Source organism: Stappia sp. BW2, from assembly GCF_008107695.1.
In the GTDB taxonomy this organism is placed as follows: domain Bacteria; phylum Pseudomonadota; class Alphaproteobacteria; order Rhizobiales; family Stappiaceae; genus Roseibium.
Map to the genome: position 1 here is coordinate 976,749 of NZ_VIRG01000066.1, position 14,648 is coordinate 991,396.

Below are 14,648 nucleotides of genomic sequence, written 5' to 3' on the forward strand. Positions count from 1 at the left end.
ATTCCATTTCCGCCCCAGCGGGCTGGCTTCCTATGGCACAAGGGGTCTGTTCCTTCAAGAGACACGGTAACGGAATGAACCGTCGACGCAGACGCTTTCAGACACTATGTTGGCGCCCGAATTTTACCGTCAAACTTCACGAGGACCTCGCTCATGGAGCGCACTGCCCATGCCGACCGCTTTGCCGAACTGATCGGCGAAGCCAACGTTCTGACCAATCCGGACGACCAGGCTCCCTATCTCACAGAATGGCGCGACCTGTATCAGGGCGTCACTCCCATGGTGCTGCGCCCGGGCAGCACGGAGGAGGTCAGCGCTGTCATGACCTACGCCTATCAGAACGATCTCAAGGTCGTTCCACAGGGAGGCAATACCGGCCTCGTCGGTGGCCAGATTCCGCAGGAAACCGGCGACGAAATCGTTCTTTCCCTGTCTCGGATGAACAAGGTCCGTGCGGTCGACCCGGCTGGCTTCACCATTACAGCGGAGGCTGGCGTGGTGCTGGAGACGCTGCAGAACGAAGCGGAAAAGGTGGACCGGCTGTTCCCGCTCGCGCTCGGTGCACAGGGCTCGTGCCAGATCGGCGGCAACATATCCACGAACGCTGGCGGCACTGCCGTCCTGGCCTATGGCAACACGCGCGATCTGGTTCTCGGCCTCGAAGTCGTACTGCCGACGGGAGAGATCTGGAACGGCCTCAGAACCCTTCGCAAGGACAATACCGGTTATGATTTGAAACAATTATTTATCGGTGGCGAAGGCACGCTCGGCATCATTACCGCCGCGGCACTGAAACTTTTCCCCAGGCCCAAGAAACTGGAAGCCGCCTTTGTCGGCCTGCCGCATCCTCAGGCCGCCCTCAAGCTGTTCACGCTTGCCAAGGCGCAGGCCGGGCCGGTTCTGACCGGCTTCGAAATCATGCCGCGCGTTGGCGTCGAGTTCTGCCTTCGTCATCTAGAAGGGGCTCGCGACCCGCTTGAAGGCGAACATGCCTGGTACGTCCTGATGGAGTTGTCCAGCGGTTCGGATGCCTTTCCTGTCCGGGACCTGATGGAGAGCATTCTGGGTGAGGCATTCGAAAACGGCCTTGTGGAAGACGCCGCCTTTGCGCAGAACCTGACCCAGGTTCAGGATTTCTGGCATATCCGCCACGGCATGTCGGAAGTGCAGAAGCCTGAAGGCGGTTCGATCAAGCATGACGTTTCCGTGCCCGTTGCGTCGATCCCCGATTTTCTGGACAAGGCGATGGCTGCGGTCGACGCTTTCGTACCGAGATGCCGGCCTGTTCCGTTCGGCCATATCGGTGATGGCAACATCCACTTCAATGTCAGCCAGCCGGTTGGGGCCGACAAGGAAGAGTACCTGGCAAAGTGGGATGAGATGAATGCCATCGTACATGGCATCGTCAACGAATTCGGCGGCAGCATCTCGGCGGAGCACGGCATAGGCCGTCTCAAGCGCGATCTCCTGAAGGACGTCAAGCAGGGTATCGAACTGGATCTCATGCAGCGGATCAAAACCGCATTCGATCCCAAAGGCCTGCTGAACCCGGGCCGCGTTCTCTAAACCGAGATCGGCTCACCTCGACAGACACCCCGTGCCGGCGCCACAAGCGCCGGCATTTTTATGAGCTGCCCGTAATGCCCCCAAACGGCCCCCTGCCAGCCCCCCTGGCAAACCACTCCCAAATGCAGGCAGTGGCTTTAAAGCTTCATTCATCACCCTTTGATTGCAATACTTCACATATACACGATAAAGTATAATCTTCCTGAGCGCCGCGCGTCATTCGAAACCCTTATTTCAGGCACCCCACCATGACGACCACCAAATGGACCTGCTCCGTCGACACCGATGGAAACGCATCTCTTTACTGCGAACTCTCAGAAGACGGGCAACCGCCCAAGACCGAGAAAATCAAACTGAAAGGGGTCTGCTATTCCCCTGCCCCGATCAATGGCTCCAATTCCTATGCGCCCGCCCTGGGAGACTGGTATTGGGACGAATTTGAAGCAGGAAACACGTTCATATCCAGTTGGTCGCCCCTCCTGTTACGCGACTTTCCCAATTTCAGGCAGCTCCACAACAACTCGCTTCGGGTCTACTGCATGCTGTCGCGGCAACTGGAGGGAAACGGAACCTTTCCGGCTCCCTGGGACAGCGGTCACTATTTCACGCATCAGTATTTTCTGGATCTCGCGTGGGACAAGTATGCGCCAGCCGAAGCAAAGATGCACCGATCCGTTCTGATCGGCATTCCCCTGCCCGCCACGATGTTCTGGAAGACCCAATATGACAACGCCACACGGGCAGAGATCGATTACTGGACCAACGTATTGCGTGAGACCGTCAAATCCGTTGCAGATCACCCGGCGGTGATGGGATTCACCATCCAGAACGAACAGGACGGCGCAGACGTTTGCTACAACAATCCGGCATGGGCCGAGTTCTGGTGGGGCCAGGTAGAAACGATGGCCGCCATCGTGAAGGAAGAAGCGCCAGGCAAACTGGTCGGCATGGCAACCCATGACGACCCCAACATTCCCCTGAAAGCGTCTTCTTATATGGAGAACTGCCCCAGCATCGACTTCTGGGGGGTCAATACCTATCAGACCCAGACCTTCGAAAGCATTTTCAGGGATTATGGCAACTTGCCGCAACGGGCCAAGAAACCCGTTCTCCTGACCGAATGGGGCATACCGGCAACCAGTCATCGGGATCCGAATAACCCCGGGACGATCTATGCCGACGATCAAACCTGCAGCAAGGCGGCGAAAGTTGCTCAGACAATGCTGCCGCAAGCTTTTGAACACCCGCTGTGTATCGGGCTTTATTACTTCGAATATTGTGATGAACTGTGGAACCAGCCAGAAGCTCCTAACATCTACACCTGGTGGGGTGGTCCGCCCGCACCCGGTTTCCCTAACGGCTATTGGGACAATGACGGCTTTGGCCTCGTTTCAGTGGAGCGCGGCCCCGGCCTGAACAACAACGCCCCCATCTGGCACAACAACGGTCCCAATAAGCCGATAGATGTCCACGTGAATAGAAACTACCTGTTTTCTACTGTTGCGACTGTTTTCAAGACGACGACTTGACCTCACGCGCGGTGGAGCCGGCTCGTTGAGAGCCGGCTTTTCCGTATCAACGTGGGTCAGACACCATGTTTTACTGACCTCTACTTAAGCAGTGCCGGGTCACGGCCATCCAAAACGCCTGTTGCCGGAAAGCGGCCGCCCTCCCGCAACAGCCCTGATCGATCAATTGTCAGAATTGGCAGGTTGCCGAAATTTCGCCTGGACTGGGGATAAGGGAGCGAGGAGCCACGAGCACCGGCGGCACTGTCAATGTATACATTGCTTCGGCCAGGGTCTTGATCTGTCTGATCTTTCCAGACTCTGGAGCCGGCCAGGACGCGTTACGCGAACGCTCACAGCGCACCCTTTTCACAAGCACATTGTCCCCAGCTTCCACAACGAGTCGTTTCTGATCAGCCGACAAAAAAATGTCACGCGGCCATTCGGTCATGCCACAGGCGAACCGGCGCGTACGCACCCTCCGTAAAACTGACATGACCTTTCGATTAAACCCGGCTTTTTTATTGGCTGATGTTCTTAATTTTACACCGGGCGTTTGAAAACTCGCAGAAAACTTCCTTAAAAGTTAAATTTTTCCTAAAATTGTCTTCAAGCTCTCAGGCAGAGCATCAACAGCAACAGGAGAACAACTACGTCGGGACTTGCGGCAGATCCTGACGATGACGAAAAGCAAGATTCGCTATGTAAAATTTACATGCGCAGCGACCGTCATCTACAAAAATCACAATATGATACGTCTATGACCTCATAAAAATAAGCTATTTGTAAATATGGTAAGCAAAAGGTTAATGGTGTTTCATAGGCGTTAATAAGCCACCCGGTCCGAAGACCCAGAATGGGCAAGAGACCTAAGGATAGAAACGGGCAACGAGGCAGAAAATCGTTGTCCATAGACAGTGCACGGGGGGGGATCGATGCCATGCAGACAGTCCCTCCATTGGAGGCCACAATGATGCAGGTTCAGAACTTAGCCGGTTCGGATCAATGGGATCGTGTGAAAAAGGAACTGAGAAACGAGCTCGGTGACGATGTATTTTCCAACTGGTTCGGCAGAGTAAATCACGAAGAAACGACGGGCGACGCGGTGCGCCTCTCCGTCCCCACCCGCTTCCTGAAAAACTGGATTCAGAACAATTACGAGAAGCAACTCGTCGGTCTCTGGAAACGCGAGCAGGACGACATCAACCGTATCGAGTTGACCGTTCGCGGCGCCCTGCGTCCGCGCCAGTTCACAGCCGGACTTGCGCCCAATGCGATCTCCGCCCGGCGGATCAGCGGACGCCCCGGTCCTTTCAACAGCACGCCTCAGTTCGGCTCTTCTCACAGCGTGCCGGTCATTCCCTGCCTTGCGGACAGCAATGAGGATGCCGCCGGCGAGTTCCTGAACGGTGCGTCCCTCAATCCCAAGCTGACGTTCGACACCTTTGCGGAAGGCGCTTCGAACAGCCTTGCCTGCGCTGCCGTGCGCCAGATGGCTGCCGGTCACCAGGGCACTCTGGATATGCTTTATATCCATTCCGCCACCGGCATCGGCAAGACCCACCTGCTGCAGGCCGCAGCTGCCGAAGCCCGCAAGACGGGACGGCAGGTTGCGTATCTGTCAGCCGAATTCTTCATGTATCACCTGGTCCCGGCACTGAGAACACCGGCGTTTCCCGTTCTGCGACAGGCCATGCGCTCCATCGACCTGCTGCTGGTAGACGATCTGCAGTTCCTGCATGGCAAGCAGGCCGCAGAGGAATTCAGCAAGACCCTGGAACTGCTGATGGAATCGCCGACCCAGATCATCATGGCGGCCGATCGGCCACCGGAAGATCTCGATACGCTTGGCGAGACGCTGCGCTACCGGATCCAGAAAGGCGAGATCGTCGGCATTCAGGCCACCGACTATGCGCTGCGCCAGGATATCCTGAAGAAGCGGATCCACGCAGCACGCCGCACGCATCCGGGTTTTTCCGTTCCCGAAGATGTTGCCGATTACATTGCCCGTTACGTGATTGCGTCGGCGCGGGACCTGGAAGGTGCTCTCAATCGCCTGTTCGCCCACAACCAGCTGACGAAACAGCCGGTAACGATGGATCTGGCGGAAAAGACCCTCCACGACCTCGTGCGGATCGGTGAACCGCGCTCCATCAAGGTGGAAGAGATCCAGCAGGTGGTTTGCAAGCATTTCAGCGTTACCAAGGCCGACCTGTTGTCGTCTTGCCGGGCCCGCACACTGGTTCGTCCACGCCAGATCGCGATGTATATCGCGAAGGTGATGACCGGAAGATCGCTGCCGGAAATCGGTCGGCGTTTCGGCAACCGCGACCACACCACGGTGTTGCATGCCGTTCGCAAGATTGACGAGTTGGTGACCAAGGACAAAACCCTTGCTCAGGAAGTGGAACTTCTGAAACGTCTGATCCACGCCTGATCTGTTTCCGGGACCACCCCTCCCCCCGGAAAACCTGCGGTGGCGGGCACGCCCGCCTCCGCGATTGCCCTTCCCCCTATACGGGGCAATCACCCTTCTGCGCCCACCGGGGCGCGGTCCAACTCAGGCGGCTAGAACCGTCGGGTGCTTTTATATTACCCCCCCACCCCTTGAAGCCGCGTCAGCGGCTTCTTTTTTTGCCGCGTTGACAGGCCTGGCTGCCGGGCGTATGCCTTGCCCCGGTTTGAGGGAACCAGCCGCCCGCAGGCTCCGGCCATGGTGAATGCCCTTGCGCAAGACTTCTTGCAGCTTTGACCGACCTTCACGAGACAGTGCAGGCTGATGGCAATGCGGGCCCCATGACGGGTCACCGCCACATGGCGAACACCTGACCGCCTGCCTTTCTTGGAAAGGTAATCCCATGACGCTACCCAGCGTTGCCAATCTCAAGGCACAGGCCAAGCGCCTGCGTGCCGCGCTTGCTGCCAAAGGGCAGGACATCTCTCACGGCCAGGCGCTTGAACTTCTGTCTGCCCAATACGGCTTCAAGGACTGGAACACTGCCTCCGCGACGGCCGCCCGGCCGAACGAGATGCAGTTTGCCGTCGGCAGCCGTGTCTCGGGAAGCTACTTGAAGCAGCCCTTCGACGGAGAAGTGCTGTCGCTGAGCCGGATTGGCACCACAGGCCACTACCGGGTGACCATCAAGTTCGACACACCGGTGGACGTGGTGACCTTCGACAGCTTCTCTGCCTTTCGCAGCAGGGTCGTGGTTGTGATCACCGGCGACGGTGTCGCCGTCAAACGGACGTCCGATGGCGAACCCTATCTGCGCATGCAGACGACCGACTGACCTGAACCATACCTCCCGGCCGTTCAATCGCTTGCGCCGAAGGGCAGGTGAAACGATCCTGAGCCGCTGAACGCTGCGCCAGTAAGGGCAACGTTCAGCGGCTGACCGTCAGCGCAGCCGTGCGATCACCAGGTGTCCGGGTACGGGATAGCCATCTTCCAGACGCACGGTGATCGGGTCCATTGCGAGAATGTCGAAACCGGCGGTATCCAGAGACGTGCGAATGTAGCCTTCCCCCTGAGCAAAGCGGCTTTTCGGCCCAACCATATAGGAGCGCCCCTGAAGCATTTCGTCCGGCAAGGTCTCGGTTGAAAAGGCCAGATAGCCACCCGGGGTCAGGCGGTCGACGGCGCCCGCCAGAAAAGGCTCAACGGCGCCGAGATAGGGAAACACGTCGGTTGCCGCGATCAGGTCCCAGCTTGGTCGTGAGCCGTCGTCTTCCTCGAACTCCTCAAGAAACGCGACGGCCTCGCCGACATAAAGGTCGTCATAGACGTCGCGGTCATAGGCAAGCTCGACGATCCGTTCGGAGAGGTCGACACCGGTCCGATGCGCGGTGCAGTCGGAAAGAGCCATCCCGGTGAGACCCGTGCCGCAGCCAAGATCGAGCAACCGGTCGAAAGGACCGATCTCAAGTGTCTGAACAAGGCTGCGAACCAGCAGCGGCACGCAATAGCCAAGCTCATCGACCAGAATGTCGTCGAAAACATCGGCATGCTGATCAAACAGGGTCGCTACATAGGCATCCGGCATTTTCGGCGGCGCGGCTTCTGCGCCAATGGCAGCCAGGCGAATGCTGACGCCCCCCGGATCGTCCGGATCGAGAGCCAAGGCTTCGCGGTAGGCTTGTGCGGCCCCTTCCAGATCACCCGATTTCTGCAGGTCAAGGCCACGATTGTAGGCTTCCGCCAACGCTTCGTTCTCGGGAGTTGCGTCGTCGAAAATCTCGTCTGGCTCGAATTCGGGCGTGTCGTTGTTGCTCATGGTCTATCCTTGCGGCTGAGCCCCTGCCCTACAGCCAAGAGCGCGCTTTTGCACGGCAATTCTGAAGGCCCGGTGCGGATCAGAACAGATCGAGCTGCTTTTTGTCGGCCTGGGGTTTTTCCGCCGCCGGCCTGGCGACCTTTTTCAGCGGCACAGACATTTCGTCGGGCGCAATCTCGCGCTGCACATCCGCGTCGTCGTTGGCAACCTTGTTCACCCGGTTCGATACCGGCGTTGCCACCAGAAAATCGTCTTCGACCGGACGAAGCAGTTTTTCCGCCTCTCGCCGGTCAACATTGGCGACATCCAGCCACGTGCCGAAATGCTCCTGTTTCAGGATCACCGGCATCCGGTGATGGATCGCCGACATCATCCGGTTGGACTGGATGGTGAGGATCGCGCCGGTATCGATATCGCCGCCATCGGGATCCGACCACGTTTCCCAAAGGCCGGCAAAGCCCATGATGTCGCCTTCCGCCGGGCGAATCCAGAATGGCTGCTTGCCTTCCGGCGTGCGCCGCCACTCGTAAAAACCGGAGGCCGGCACCAAGCATCTGTGATGGCGCATGGCGTTTCGGAACGACGGCTTTTGCGATGCGGTTTCAGCCCGCGCATTGATCAGGAGCGTGAAACTTGCCGGGTCCTTGACCCATGGCGGCATCAGGCCCCAGCGGACAAGGTGAAAGCGGCGCGTGCCATCGAGCGATTGACGCACGATGGCCAGCGGCTGGGTTGGCGCGATGTTGTATCGCGGCGGAAAATTGGGCTGATCGACGTAATCAAAGAAGCTGCGCACAGCATCCGGAGGTGTCGTGAGAGCCAGGCGGCCGCACATCGTTTTTCTCCCATGGGGGCAGCCTCAACCGGGGGCAAACGGGGTTCCGCCGAGTTAGGCAATTGGAAATAAAAAACAAGTACCGTAGGTTCCAAGTCAATAACAGGGGGGACCGGTATGGAATGTTTGCATCCAGTTTTGGGCGCCGGGGAGCTGGCAGCCGAAAGGCTGGAAGAGGCAAACATTAATCCCCAAACCGGCCTGGCGACGGATTATCTCAATCATTTCAATGAAGTGATGATGCTTCTGGAAATGCTTCCGGATATGCCGGACTGCGCAGAAGATGTTCTGGAATGGGAGCCGCTCGACTACGAGGGCCATTTCGAGAACTCGACTTTCAAGGACAAACAGCTGGCCATTCTAGCCTATCATGCCGCTCCGGCATACTTGCGCGAGCACCTGGAAAATCAGGTCGCAGGCATCAACAAGCTCGTGATCAGCATCCAGGACCAGCTGCGGGACACCCCGGATGCGGCAACGATCGCAACGGAAATCGCCGACAAGGCGACGATTGAAATCAAGCCTCTGATCGCCGTTGCCGGCGCCGTCATCCACGGCCATGTGGAGCCCGAAGCGACCCAACACGAAGGTGAAGGTGCGCAGGCGGAAATCGACGCCCTGTTCGCATAGCTCAAGGCCGCTTATTCTGGCCGGACAGAATCAGACTTTTCTTCGCCCGCCGAGGTTCCATGTCCAGGTATTATCCGGAAACACCACGCGCCAGTGTCAGTGTCCTGTGCCACCGCGACGGCCGCGCCCTGCTGGTGAAGCGCGGCAGGCCCCCGTTCAAGGATCACTGGAGCCTGCCTGGTGGCGTGATCGAGCTCGGCGAAACCCTCCAGGAAGCTGCCGCGCGCGAACTCTTTGAGGAAACCGGCGTTACCGCAAAACTCGGTGAGCCTGTGGAGACCTTCGATTCGATCCAGCGTGACGAAGATGGCCGCGTTGCCACCCATTTTATCCTGACCGTATTTTGCGGCCCCTATATCTCGGGCAACGCCGTTGCTGCGGACGATGCAGCGGCGCTCGACTGGGTGAAGATAGAAGATCTTGATGGTCTGCTGACCACACCCGGCACCCCTGAGCGCATCCGGCGGCACATGGCAACGCCCCTCGGTCAACGACCGGGCGTCTAATCTTGGGATCAACTTGCCATAGTGCTTGCGGTGCCGAGCCGGGTTCCGCATGATCGGCCCATGATGAACCGCCGTATGCAAGCTTTCTTTTTCCGAACCGCCGTTGTTCTGGTCTTGGGGAGCGTGTATCCGGCTCAGGTTGTATCGGCTCAACAAACTGCGGTCGACGCGCCTCCTTACGAACAGCAACTCATGCGTCTGTCCGAAATATTCGGAGCGCTGCATTTCCTGCGTCCGTTGTGCAAGGAAAGCGATAATCCGAGCTGGCGTGACCGCATGGAGGATTTCCTGGACGCAGAAACTCTGGACGAGAATCGGCGCCGCAGGTTCATTGAACGTTTTAACCAGGGTTATCGTGGATTCTCAGTCGCTTACAGAGAGTGCACCGAGGCTGCCCGTCTCGCAATGGCACAGTACTTGAGCGAAGGTGAGGTCATCATCAGCGACGTCACAAGCCGCTACGGCCGGTAATGTACGCAAAAATATTCAAATCGTTACGAGTTGGTTAACCTTTTGAATCAAATTTGTGGGTGGCCGTTAAGTTTGCGTTCACGGTTACTTATCAGCGCGGTTCGCCGTGCTAGGATCAATACTCAAGATTCGGGGCAGGAACACGCAAGGGTTGTTTCCCATGCGTTCGGGAAGGACCGGTAAGGAAGCGAATGATAAACGATGATTACGCCGACGCGGCAATGGAAGCCGAATTTGCTGAAGACGAAGACATCAGGCGTGCTGCACTCGGCTTCATTTCCGACGCTTGGGCCGAAGCCATCGCCAATGGCGTGGATGCGGACGCAGTAGCACATGCGGCGATGTTCACAGCGCTTGCGGATCTGGTTGCTGCCTATGGTGAAGATGCCGTGGCCAAATTGGCCGAAGGCCTGCCGGATCGTATCCTGCAAGGCGACTACACCGTGAACCGCGTTCTTCAGTAACCCGATCACGTCACACGTTGTGAAAAGGCCGGTTATCCGGCCTTTTTGATTCCCGTCCGTTGGTGCTGGCTGTATGAATGCGGCTTTTGTTTCCGCCTCCGCGCCAGCCGGTCAGATCAACGCCGCCGCTTCCAGCGCCAGCTTGAGATAGATCAGAGCGCCGAACAGGACGAGCAGAAATCCGGCAATATGGTTGGCGCGATCCAGCCAGAGGTCGTCGATACGCGACTTGTAGTGTGAGACGGACGCCGAAACCACCACCCACCATGTTGTTGCGCCTGCCGCAACACCGGCCACCATCACCAATGCGCCGAAATGGTCCCCGTTCTCGGGGCGATAGTCTCCCAGACCGCCAAATATTGCGACAAAGGCAAACACCGCTCCCGGATTGGTAATGGCCATGAAGAAGGCCGCCGTCGCGTCGGCCAGAAATCCGTGTTCCTTTTCTTTGCCGTTCCGGCTCAGATGCGGATGGGTGTTCCAGATCTTGATGCCGAAAATGATCAGCAACGCTCCGCCGATAATCTCGATAAGGTCTATCTGGCCCTTGATGAAATTTGTAACCGCCGAGATGCCGAAAATTGCCGCAGCGGCATAAATGGTATCGGCGACGACCGCGCCCAGCCCCACAAAGACACCCTGACGAAACCCGCTGTGCACGGCGTGTTGAATGGCCATGATATTGACAGGACCGACAGGTGCCGTTGTGACAATGCCAACAAAAAAACCAATCAGCGCATATTCGAAAAACGACACGGGCGGTCCTTTTCTAGACCTTTGATTTTACTTTTATTGCGAACGGACCACTCGATAGCGGCCCGGTGGCCTCGTGACAAGACAAGAGGAAATTCGAGGTCCTGTGTTTTCACCCTTGCATGAATTGTTTAAGGAATGGCGCGGGGCGATGCCTGCTTTCACCGCCATGACATGAAGGGCGATGGACAGGTGCGGATAAACGAGGAACTTTCATGAGTCGGATTTATCAGGCTGCGGCTCTTGTCGCCGGTCTTCTGGCAGGCACAGCATTCGCAGCTCCGGGTGTCGCCAAGACGGTGCAGGTTGAAACAATTCCGGTTGCGCCGTCCGAAACCGGAAACGCTCCGTCAATTCCGGCAGACGACCTGACGTCGCCGGAGGCCGGTGAATCGGAGGGCGTCGAACCGGCCGGCACCGAAGCTGCTGAAACACCTGCGAGCGACAGCGCGGATCTGCCCCAGGTGCTTTACAGCACATCGTATCTGCCGAAGCCGGTTCAGCGGATGCAGGCCCAGTTGAAGGAAGCAGCGCTTTCGGGAAACATGGAACGTCTGCGCATGGTGTTCGAAAGCAACGAACTTCCGCCCACCGTCTCGTTCGGGCAAATCGACGACCCGATAGACTTCCTCAAAGAAAGCTCCGGTGACGGTGAAGGCTTCGAGATCCTGGCCATTCTCGCCGACATCATGGATGCCGGCTTCCTGCATGTCGATGCCGGAACGCCCCAGGAAATGTATATCTGGCCCTATTTTGCACGCTACCCGCTGCACGATCTGACACCCGATCAGAAAGTGGAGATGTTCCGGATCGTTACTGCAGGCGATTTTGCCGAAATGCAGGATTTCGGCGCCTGGACGTTTTACCGAGTCGGCATCGGTCCGGACGGAACGCTGCATTATTTCGTGGCGGGCGATTAAGCAAATCAATCCCGCCGCACTCCAATCGGCCGATAAATCGGATAGTCAATCCATGAGACTATTGCGGCCATTGAAAAAATCGTGACAATCAGTGCGAGCGCAAGCCGTTGCCTACCCGATAAGCACGTATCTTGCGCCCCGCCTTCCAACTCCCGCCATCTGCGGCGCATGCGAGTGACCAAGATGATTGTAAGATTTTTCTCCGCTGCCTTTCTGATTTCGATCCTGGCTCTTGGCGGCTGCCAATCCAGCAACCAGTCCGGAGACGGGCTCGAAGATGGCAGCTCTGCGCCCCCCATTGGCGACCTGACGTCCGTAGACCAGGGCCCGGACGGCGATCCTGACGCGTGTTCCGGCGCAATGTCTGAAGGCACCTCGATGACGCCGGGCTGTTAACGCCCTGCAGGTTTTCAAAGCTGGCGTTCCGGAACGGTTGAGGCAAAAGAACCGCTGTTTCGGAACGTCTCCAGGCAGTCTTGCCCAAAGCAAGTTCTTCTGTTGTTGGGACGCCTTCCCGATCTCACCCCCCGGCTGGCTTTTTCCAACCGGCTGATTTCAAGCCTTCCACAAGGGCGGTGACGATTTGCTCCCCGACCTGGTGCGAACGCAGGTAACGACCTGGATCCTGACCCAATTCGGGTGACATCTCCGCCATCTTCTCCAACGCCGCACGGGCTGCTGCCTGATTGCCAAGTTTGGATTGCGCAACGGCGACGAGACACCAGCTCACCCCTGATCCATCAAGAACGCCCTTCTTTGCAGCTGTCAGCATTTCCGCATAGCGCTCGTTCAGCAGGTGGTCGACGGCAATCAGGTGATAATACCAGCCGGGGGCGTTCCGCGTGCGCTCTATCGCCTTTTCCAGGTAGGAAATGCCTTCGTCGAATTTTCCCACCACAGCCAGCCGCCAGCCGAGTTGAGCCATGGTGTCGGGATCGTCCGGATTGAGGGCGAGTGCCTTCTTGGCCAGCCTTTCGCCTTCCTCGATATTGCCCATGTAGTGATTGATCGAGGAAAGCGCCTTGAGCGCCAGGATATTGTTGCCATCAAGGTTCAAGGCGTGTGACGCAGCATCCAGTGCATGGTCGAAGGCAAGTTCCTTGTTTTCGTCTGCAATCAGACCGAAGCGGGCGGCATCCAGATAAATCCAGCCCAGCATCGCCCAGGCTTCGACATAATCTGGATCCCGTTTGACCGCGCGCTCGAGGCACGACTGGACCCTTGTGTGGAGTTGTCTGGAAAAGTTCCTCCGATAGACGTATCCGCGCAGCACACATTCGAAACTGTCGTTACTCGGCTCGTTCCCGGCCGGCAGACTGCTTGCCAGTTCGGTCTTGATGATGCCATAGGGTTGTCCGGCGACGGATGCGATTTCCGACGCGATACTTTCCTCGATTTCCAGCAGGGTCGATCTGCTGCGCATGCGGTCATAGCTCCCCGACCACAGCACGCGCCTGCTGGGGCTGTGAATCAGTTTGGCGCTGACCCGTATCACCCCGCCTTCCGATCCGACCGCGCCCATAATCAGGAAGGAGACATTCTCCTTCAGGCCGATTTCAACCGGATCGATCGAGGTAGCAGCGTTGGCGCCGGATGGTGGCCAGAAAATGCGAAAGTCCGGAAACCGGCTCAATGCGGTCATGATCTGCTCCGCAATTCCCTCGGCCAGTATCTGCTGTTCCGGATCTGTCGATGTCACCTTGAAGGGAAGCACCATCACGGACGGCTTTGAGACCTCTTGCCGCCCCTCCTCTACCGGCAGGAAATGCATCACGGCTGCAGCTGCAACTGCCGCCAGAAGCAACAGGACTGCCGCTGCGGCAACGGCCCAAGGCAATCTCGATGTCCTGACAGCCGGTTGCGCAGGGGCTTCCTCTTCCTTCGGCTGCTTTCGCTGAACGGTGTCCTCTCCTGCGTCAACCGGGCTCTCCCTTTCAGGAGCATCTGCCAGGTTGTCGTGAAACTTCGGAGCGTATTGACCTTTCGGAATGGAAATTCGAAGCGCGTTTCGGGCGCCCTCGGCGATGTAATAGCTGTCCAGATCATGCCGCAGGCGCCGGGCCTCCAGACGAACAATCGGGTCCGACTGTGGGTCGAAGCTCTCGTCCCGGCCGAAGACCGCCAGTCCGATGGTGTAGCCCTTCAGGGTATCTGCGCGTCCGGCCAACGCTTCCTCGATGAGGAACGTCAGCATGGCCCGGCGTTTGGGAGTTGCGTGAAAATGATCGCTTTGCAGGACACGGGAAAGCTCTTCCCGGACACGAGCAGGGCAGTCGTATTCGTCTGCTTTATCCGTTGCAACTATGTGTTGCCCACCAGGCAGCATTGTTCCACCCCAAAATTCCCGGAAAACGATGTCCACACAACGATAGTCCGATGTCGTGGACTTTGTCATCCGGAACAACCACCAAAACCGGCAGAGACGGTAAACAGGCCTCGCCAGACTCCTGTTCGTACCTGTTCATACCTTGCAACAGGCCTGTTTCCGATGGGTAATTCTGGTGGAATTTTCCAGGAGCTCTCGAGAACGGACCAGTGTCGTCATGCCGGCTGCAGCTCTCATCATGCGTCGCTTCAACGTGGACGAACTTGCTCTTCGCCGCCTCTGCAGCGCTCACCCAGCCTTCCTTTCACTGTGCGAGGACTACGCAACCGCATGTTGCGCTTTGGCACGCTGGGGGAACGATGAGGCCAAAGCGGCGGACTACCGTGCCGTAATCG

General features: G+C 57.8%; 14 protein-coding genes. 10 read left to right on the forward strand and 4 right to left on the reverse strand.

Annotated features, from left to right (window positions below; all coding sequences use genetic code 11):
• The first annotated feature begins 153 nt into the window (after window positions 1-153).
• The 4 genes from FMN63_RS15955 (at window position 154) to FMN63_RS15970 (ending at window position 6,364) form a co-directional block, all read left to right on the forward strand.
• Window positions 154-1,566, forward strand: a complete 1,413-nt coding sequence (locus FMN63_RS15955; protein WP_148585025.1) for an FAD-binding oxidoreductase — start codon at window positions 154-156, stop codon at window positions 1,564-1,566.
• Window positions 1,567-1,814: 248 nt separating this feature from the next.
• Window positions 1,815-3,095 carry a glycoside hydrolase family protein gene (locus FMN63_RS15960; RefSeq protein WP_148585026.1) on the forward strand — a complete coding sequence of 427 codons (1,281 nt, stop codon included), beginning with the start codon at window positions 1,815-1,817 and terminating at the stop codon, window positions 3,093-3,095.
• Between the two features lie 952 nt (window positions 3,096-4,047).
• On the forward strand, window positions 4,048-5,511 hold the full coding sequence (gene dnaA / locus FMN63_RS15965; protein WP_148585609.1) for a chromosomal replication initiator protein DnaA: 1,464 nt from the start codon (window positions 4,048-4,050) through the stop codon (window positions 5,509-5,511).
• A gap of 421 nt (window positions 5,512-5,932) precedes the next feature.
• Entirely contained in the window at window positions 5,933-6,364 is a 432-nt protein-coding gene (locus tag FMN63_RS15970; protein ID WP_148585027.1) for a glyoxalase superfamily protein, read from the forward strand.
• A gap of 108 nt (window positions 6,365-6,472) precedes the next feature.
• Here the strand turns inward: FMN63_RS15970 and FMN63_RS15975 are convergent, their stop codons facing one another.
• Window positions 6,473-7,348: a methyltransferase gene (locus FMN63_RS15975; protein WP_148585028.1), complete on the reverse strand. Its 876-nt coding sequence runs from the start codon at window positions 7,346-7,348 to the stop codon at window positions 6,473-6,475.
• A gap of 79 nt (window positions 7,349-7,427) precedes the next feature.
• A complete protein-coding gene (locus FMN63_RS15980; protein ID WP_148585029.1) occupies window positions 7,428-8,183 on the reverse strand; it encodes an SOS response-associated peptidase in 756 nt (251 codons plus the stop codon).
• A 117-nt stretch (window positions 8,184-8,300) separates the two neighbouring features.
• On the opposite strand from FMN63_RS15980, the gene FMN63_RS15985 reads away from it, so the two are divergent.
• The 4 genes from FMN63_RS15985 (at window position 8,301) to FMN63_RS16000 (ending at window position 10,254) form a co-directional block, all read left to right on the forward strand.
• The gene (locus FMN63_RS15985; protein ID WP_148585030.1) at window positions 8,301-8,813 is read left to right on the forward strand and encodes a hypothetical protein; all 513 of its coding nucleotides are present in this window, start codon (window positions 8,301-8,303) and stop codon (window positions 8,811-8,813) included.
• Between the two features lie 59 nt (window positions 8,814-8,872).
• Window positions 8,873-9,319 (forward strand): NUDIX hydrolase, encoded by a 447-nt coding sequence (locus FMN63_RS15990; protein WP_148585032.1) that lies wholly within the window; start codon window positions 8,873-8,875, stop codon window positions 9,317-9,319.
• A gap of 60 nt (window positions 9,320-9,379) precedes the next feature.
• Window positions 9,380-9,790 (forward strand): TIGR02301 family protein, encoded by a 411-nt coding sequence (locus FMN63_RS15995; protein WP_209001137.1) that lies wholly within the window; start codon window positions 9,380-9,382, stop codon window positions 9,788-9,790.
• Between the two features lie 191 nt (window positions 9,791-9,981).
• On the forward strand, window positions 9,982-10,254 hold the full coding sequence (locus FMN63_RS16000; RefSeq protein ID WP_006933467.1) for a hypothetical protein: 273 nt from the start codon (window positions 9,982-9,984) through the stop codon (window positions 10,252-10,254).
• A gap of 111 nt (window positions 10,255-10,365) precedes the next feature.
• Here FMN63_RS16000 and FMN63_RS16005 read toward each other — a convergent pair whose 3' ends face one another.
• Window positions 10,366-11,010, reverse strand: a complete 645-nt coding sequence (locus FMN63_RS16005; protein ID WP_148585036.1) for a LysE family translocator — start codon at window positions 11,008-11,010, stop codon at window positions 10,366-10,368.
• A gap of 212 nt (window positions 11,011-11,222) precedes the next feature.
• Here FMN63_RS16005 and FMN63_RS16010 point away from each other — a divergent pair, with 212 nt between their 5' ends.
• Complete coding sequence (locus tag FMN63_RS16010) at window positions 11,223-11,927, forward strand: hypothetical protein (protein WP_148585038.1); 705 nt, start codon at window positions 11,223-11,225, stop codon at window positions 11,925-11,927.
• A gap of 183 nt (window positions 11,928-12,110) precedes the next feature.
• Window positions 12,111-12,323: a hypothetical protein gene (locus FMN63_RS16015; RefSeq protein ID WP_148585040.1), complete on the forward strand. Its 213-nt coding sequence runs from the start codon at window positions 12,111-12,113 to the stop codon at window positions 12,321-12,323.
• A 124-nt stretch (window positions 12,324-12,447) separates the two neighbouring features.
• Here FMN63_RS16015 and FMN63_RS16020 read toward each other — a convergent pair whose 3' ends face one another.
• The gene (locus FMN63_RS16020; RefSeq protein WP_148585041.1) at window positions 12,448-14,322 is read right to left on the reverse strand and encodes a hypothetical protein; all 1,875 of its coding nucleotides are present in this window, start codon (window positions 14,320-14,322) and stop codon (window positions 12,448-12,450) included.
• Window positions 14,323-14,648: the final 326 nt, after the last annotated feature.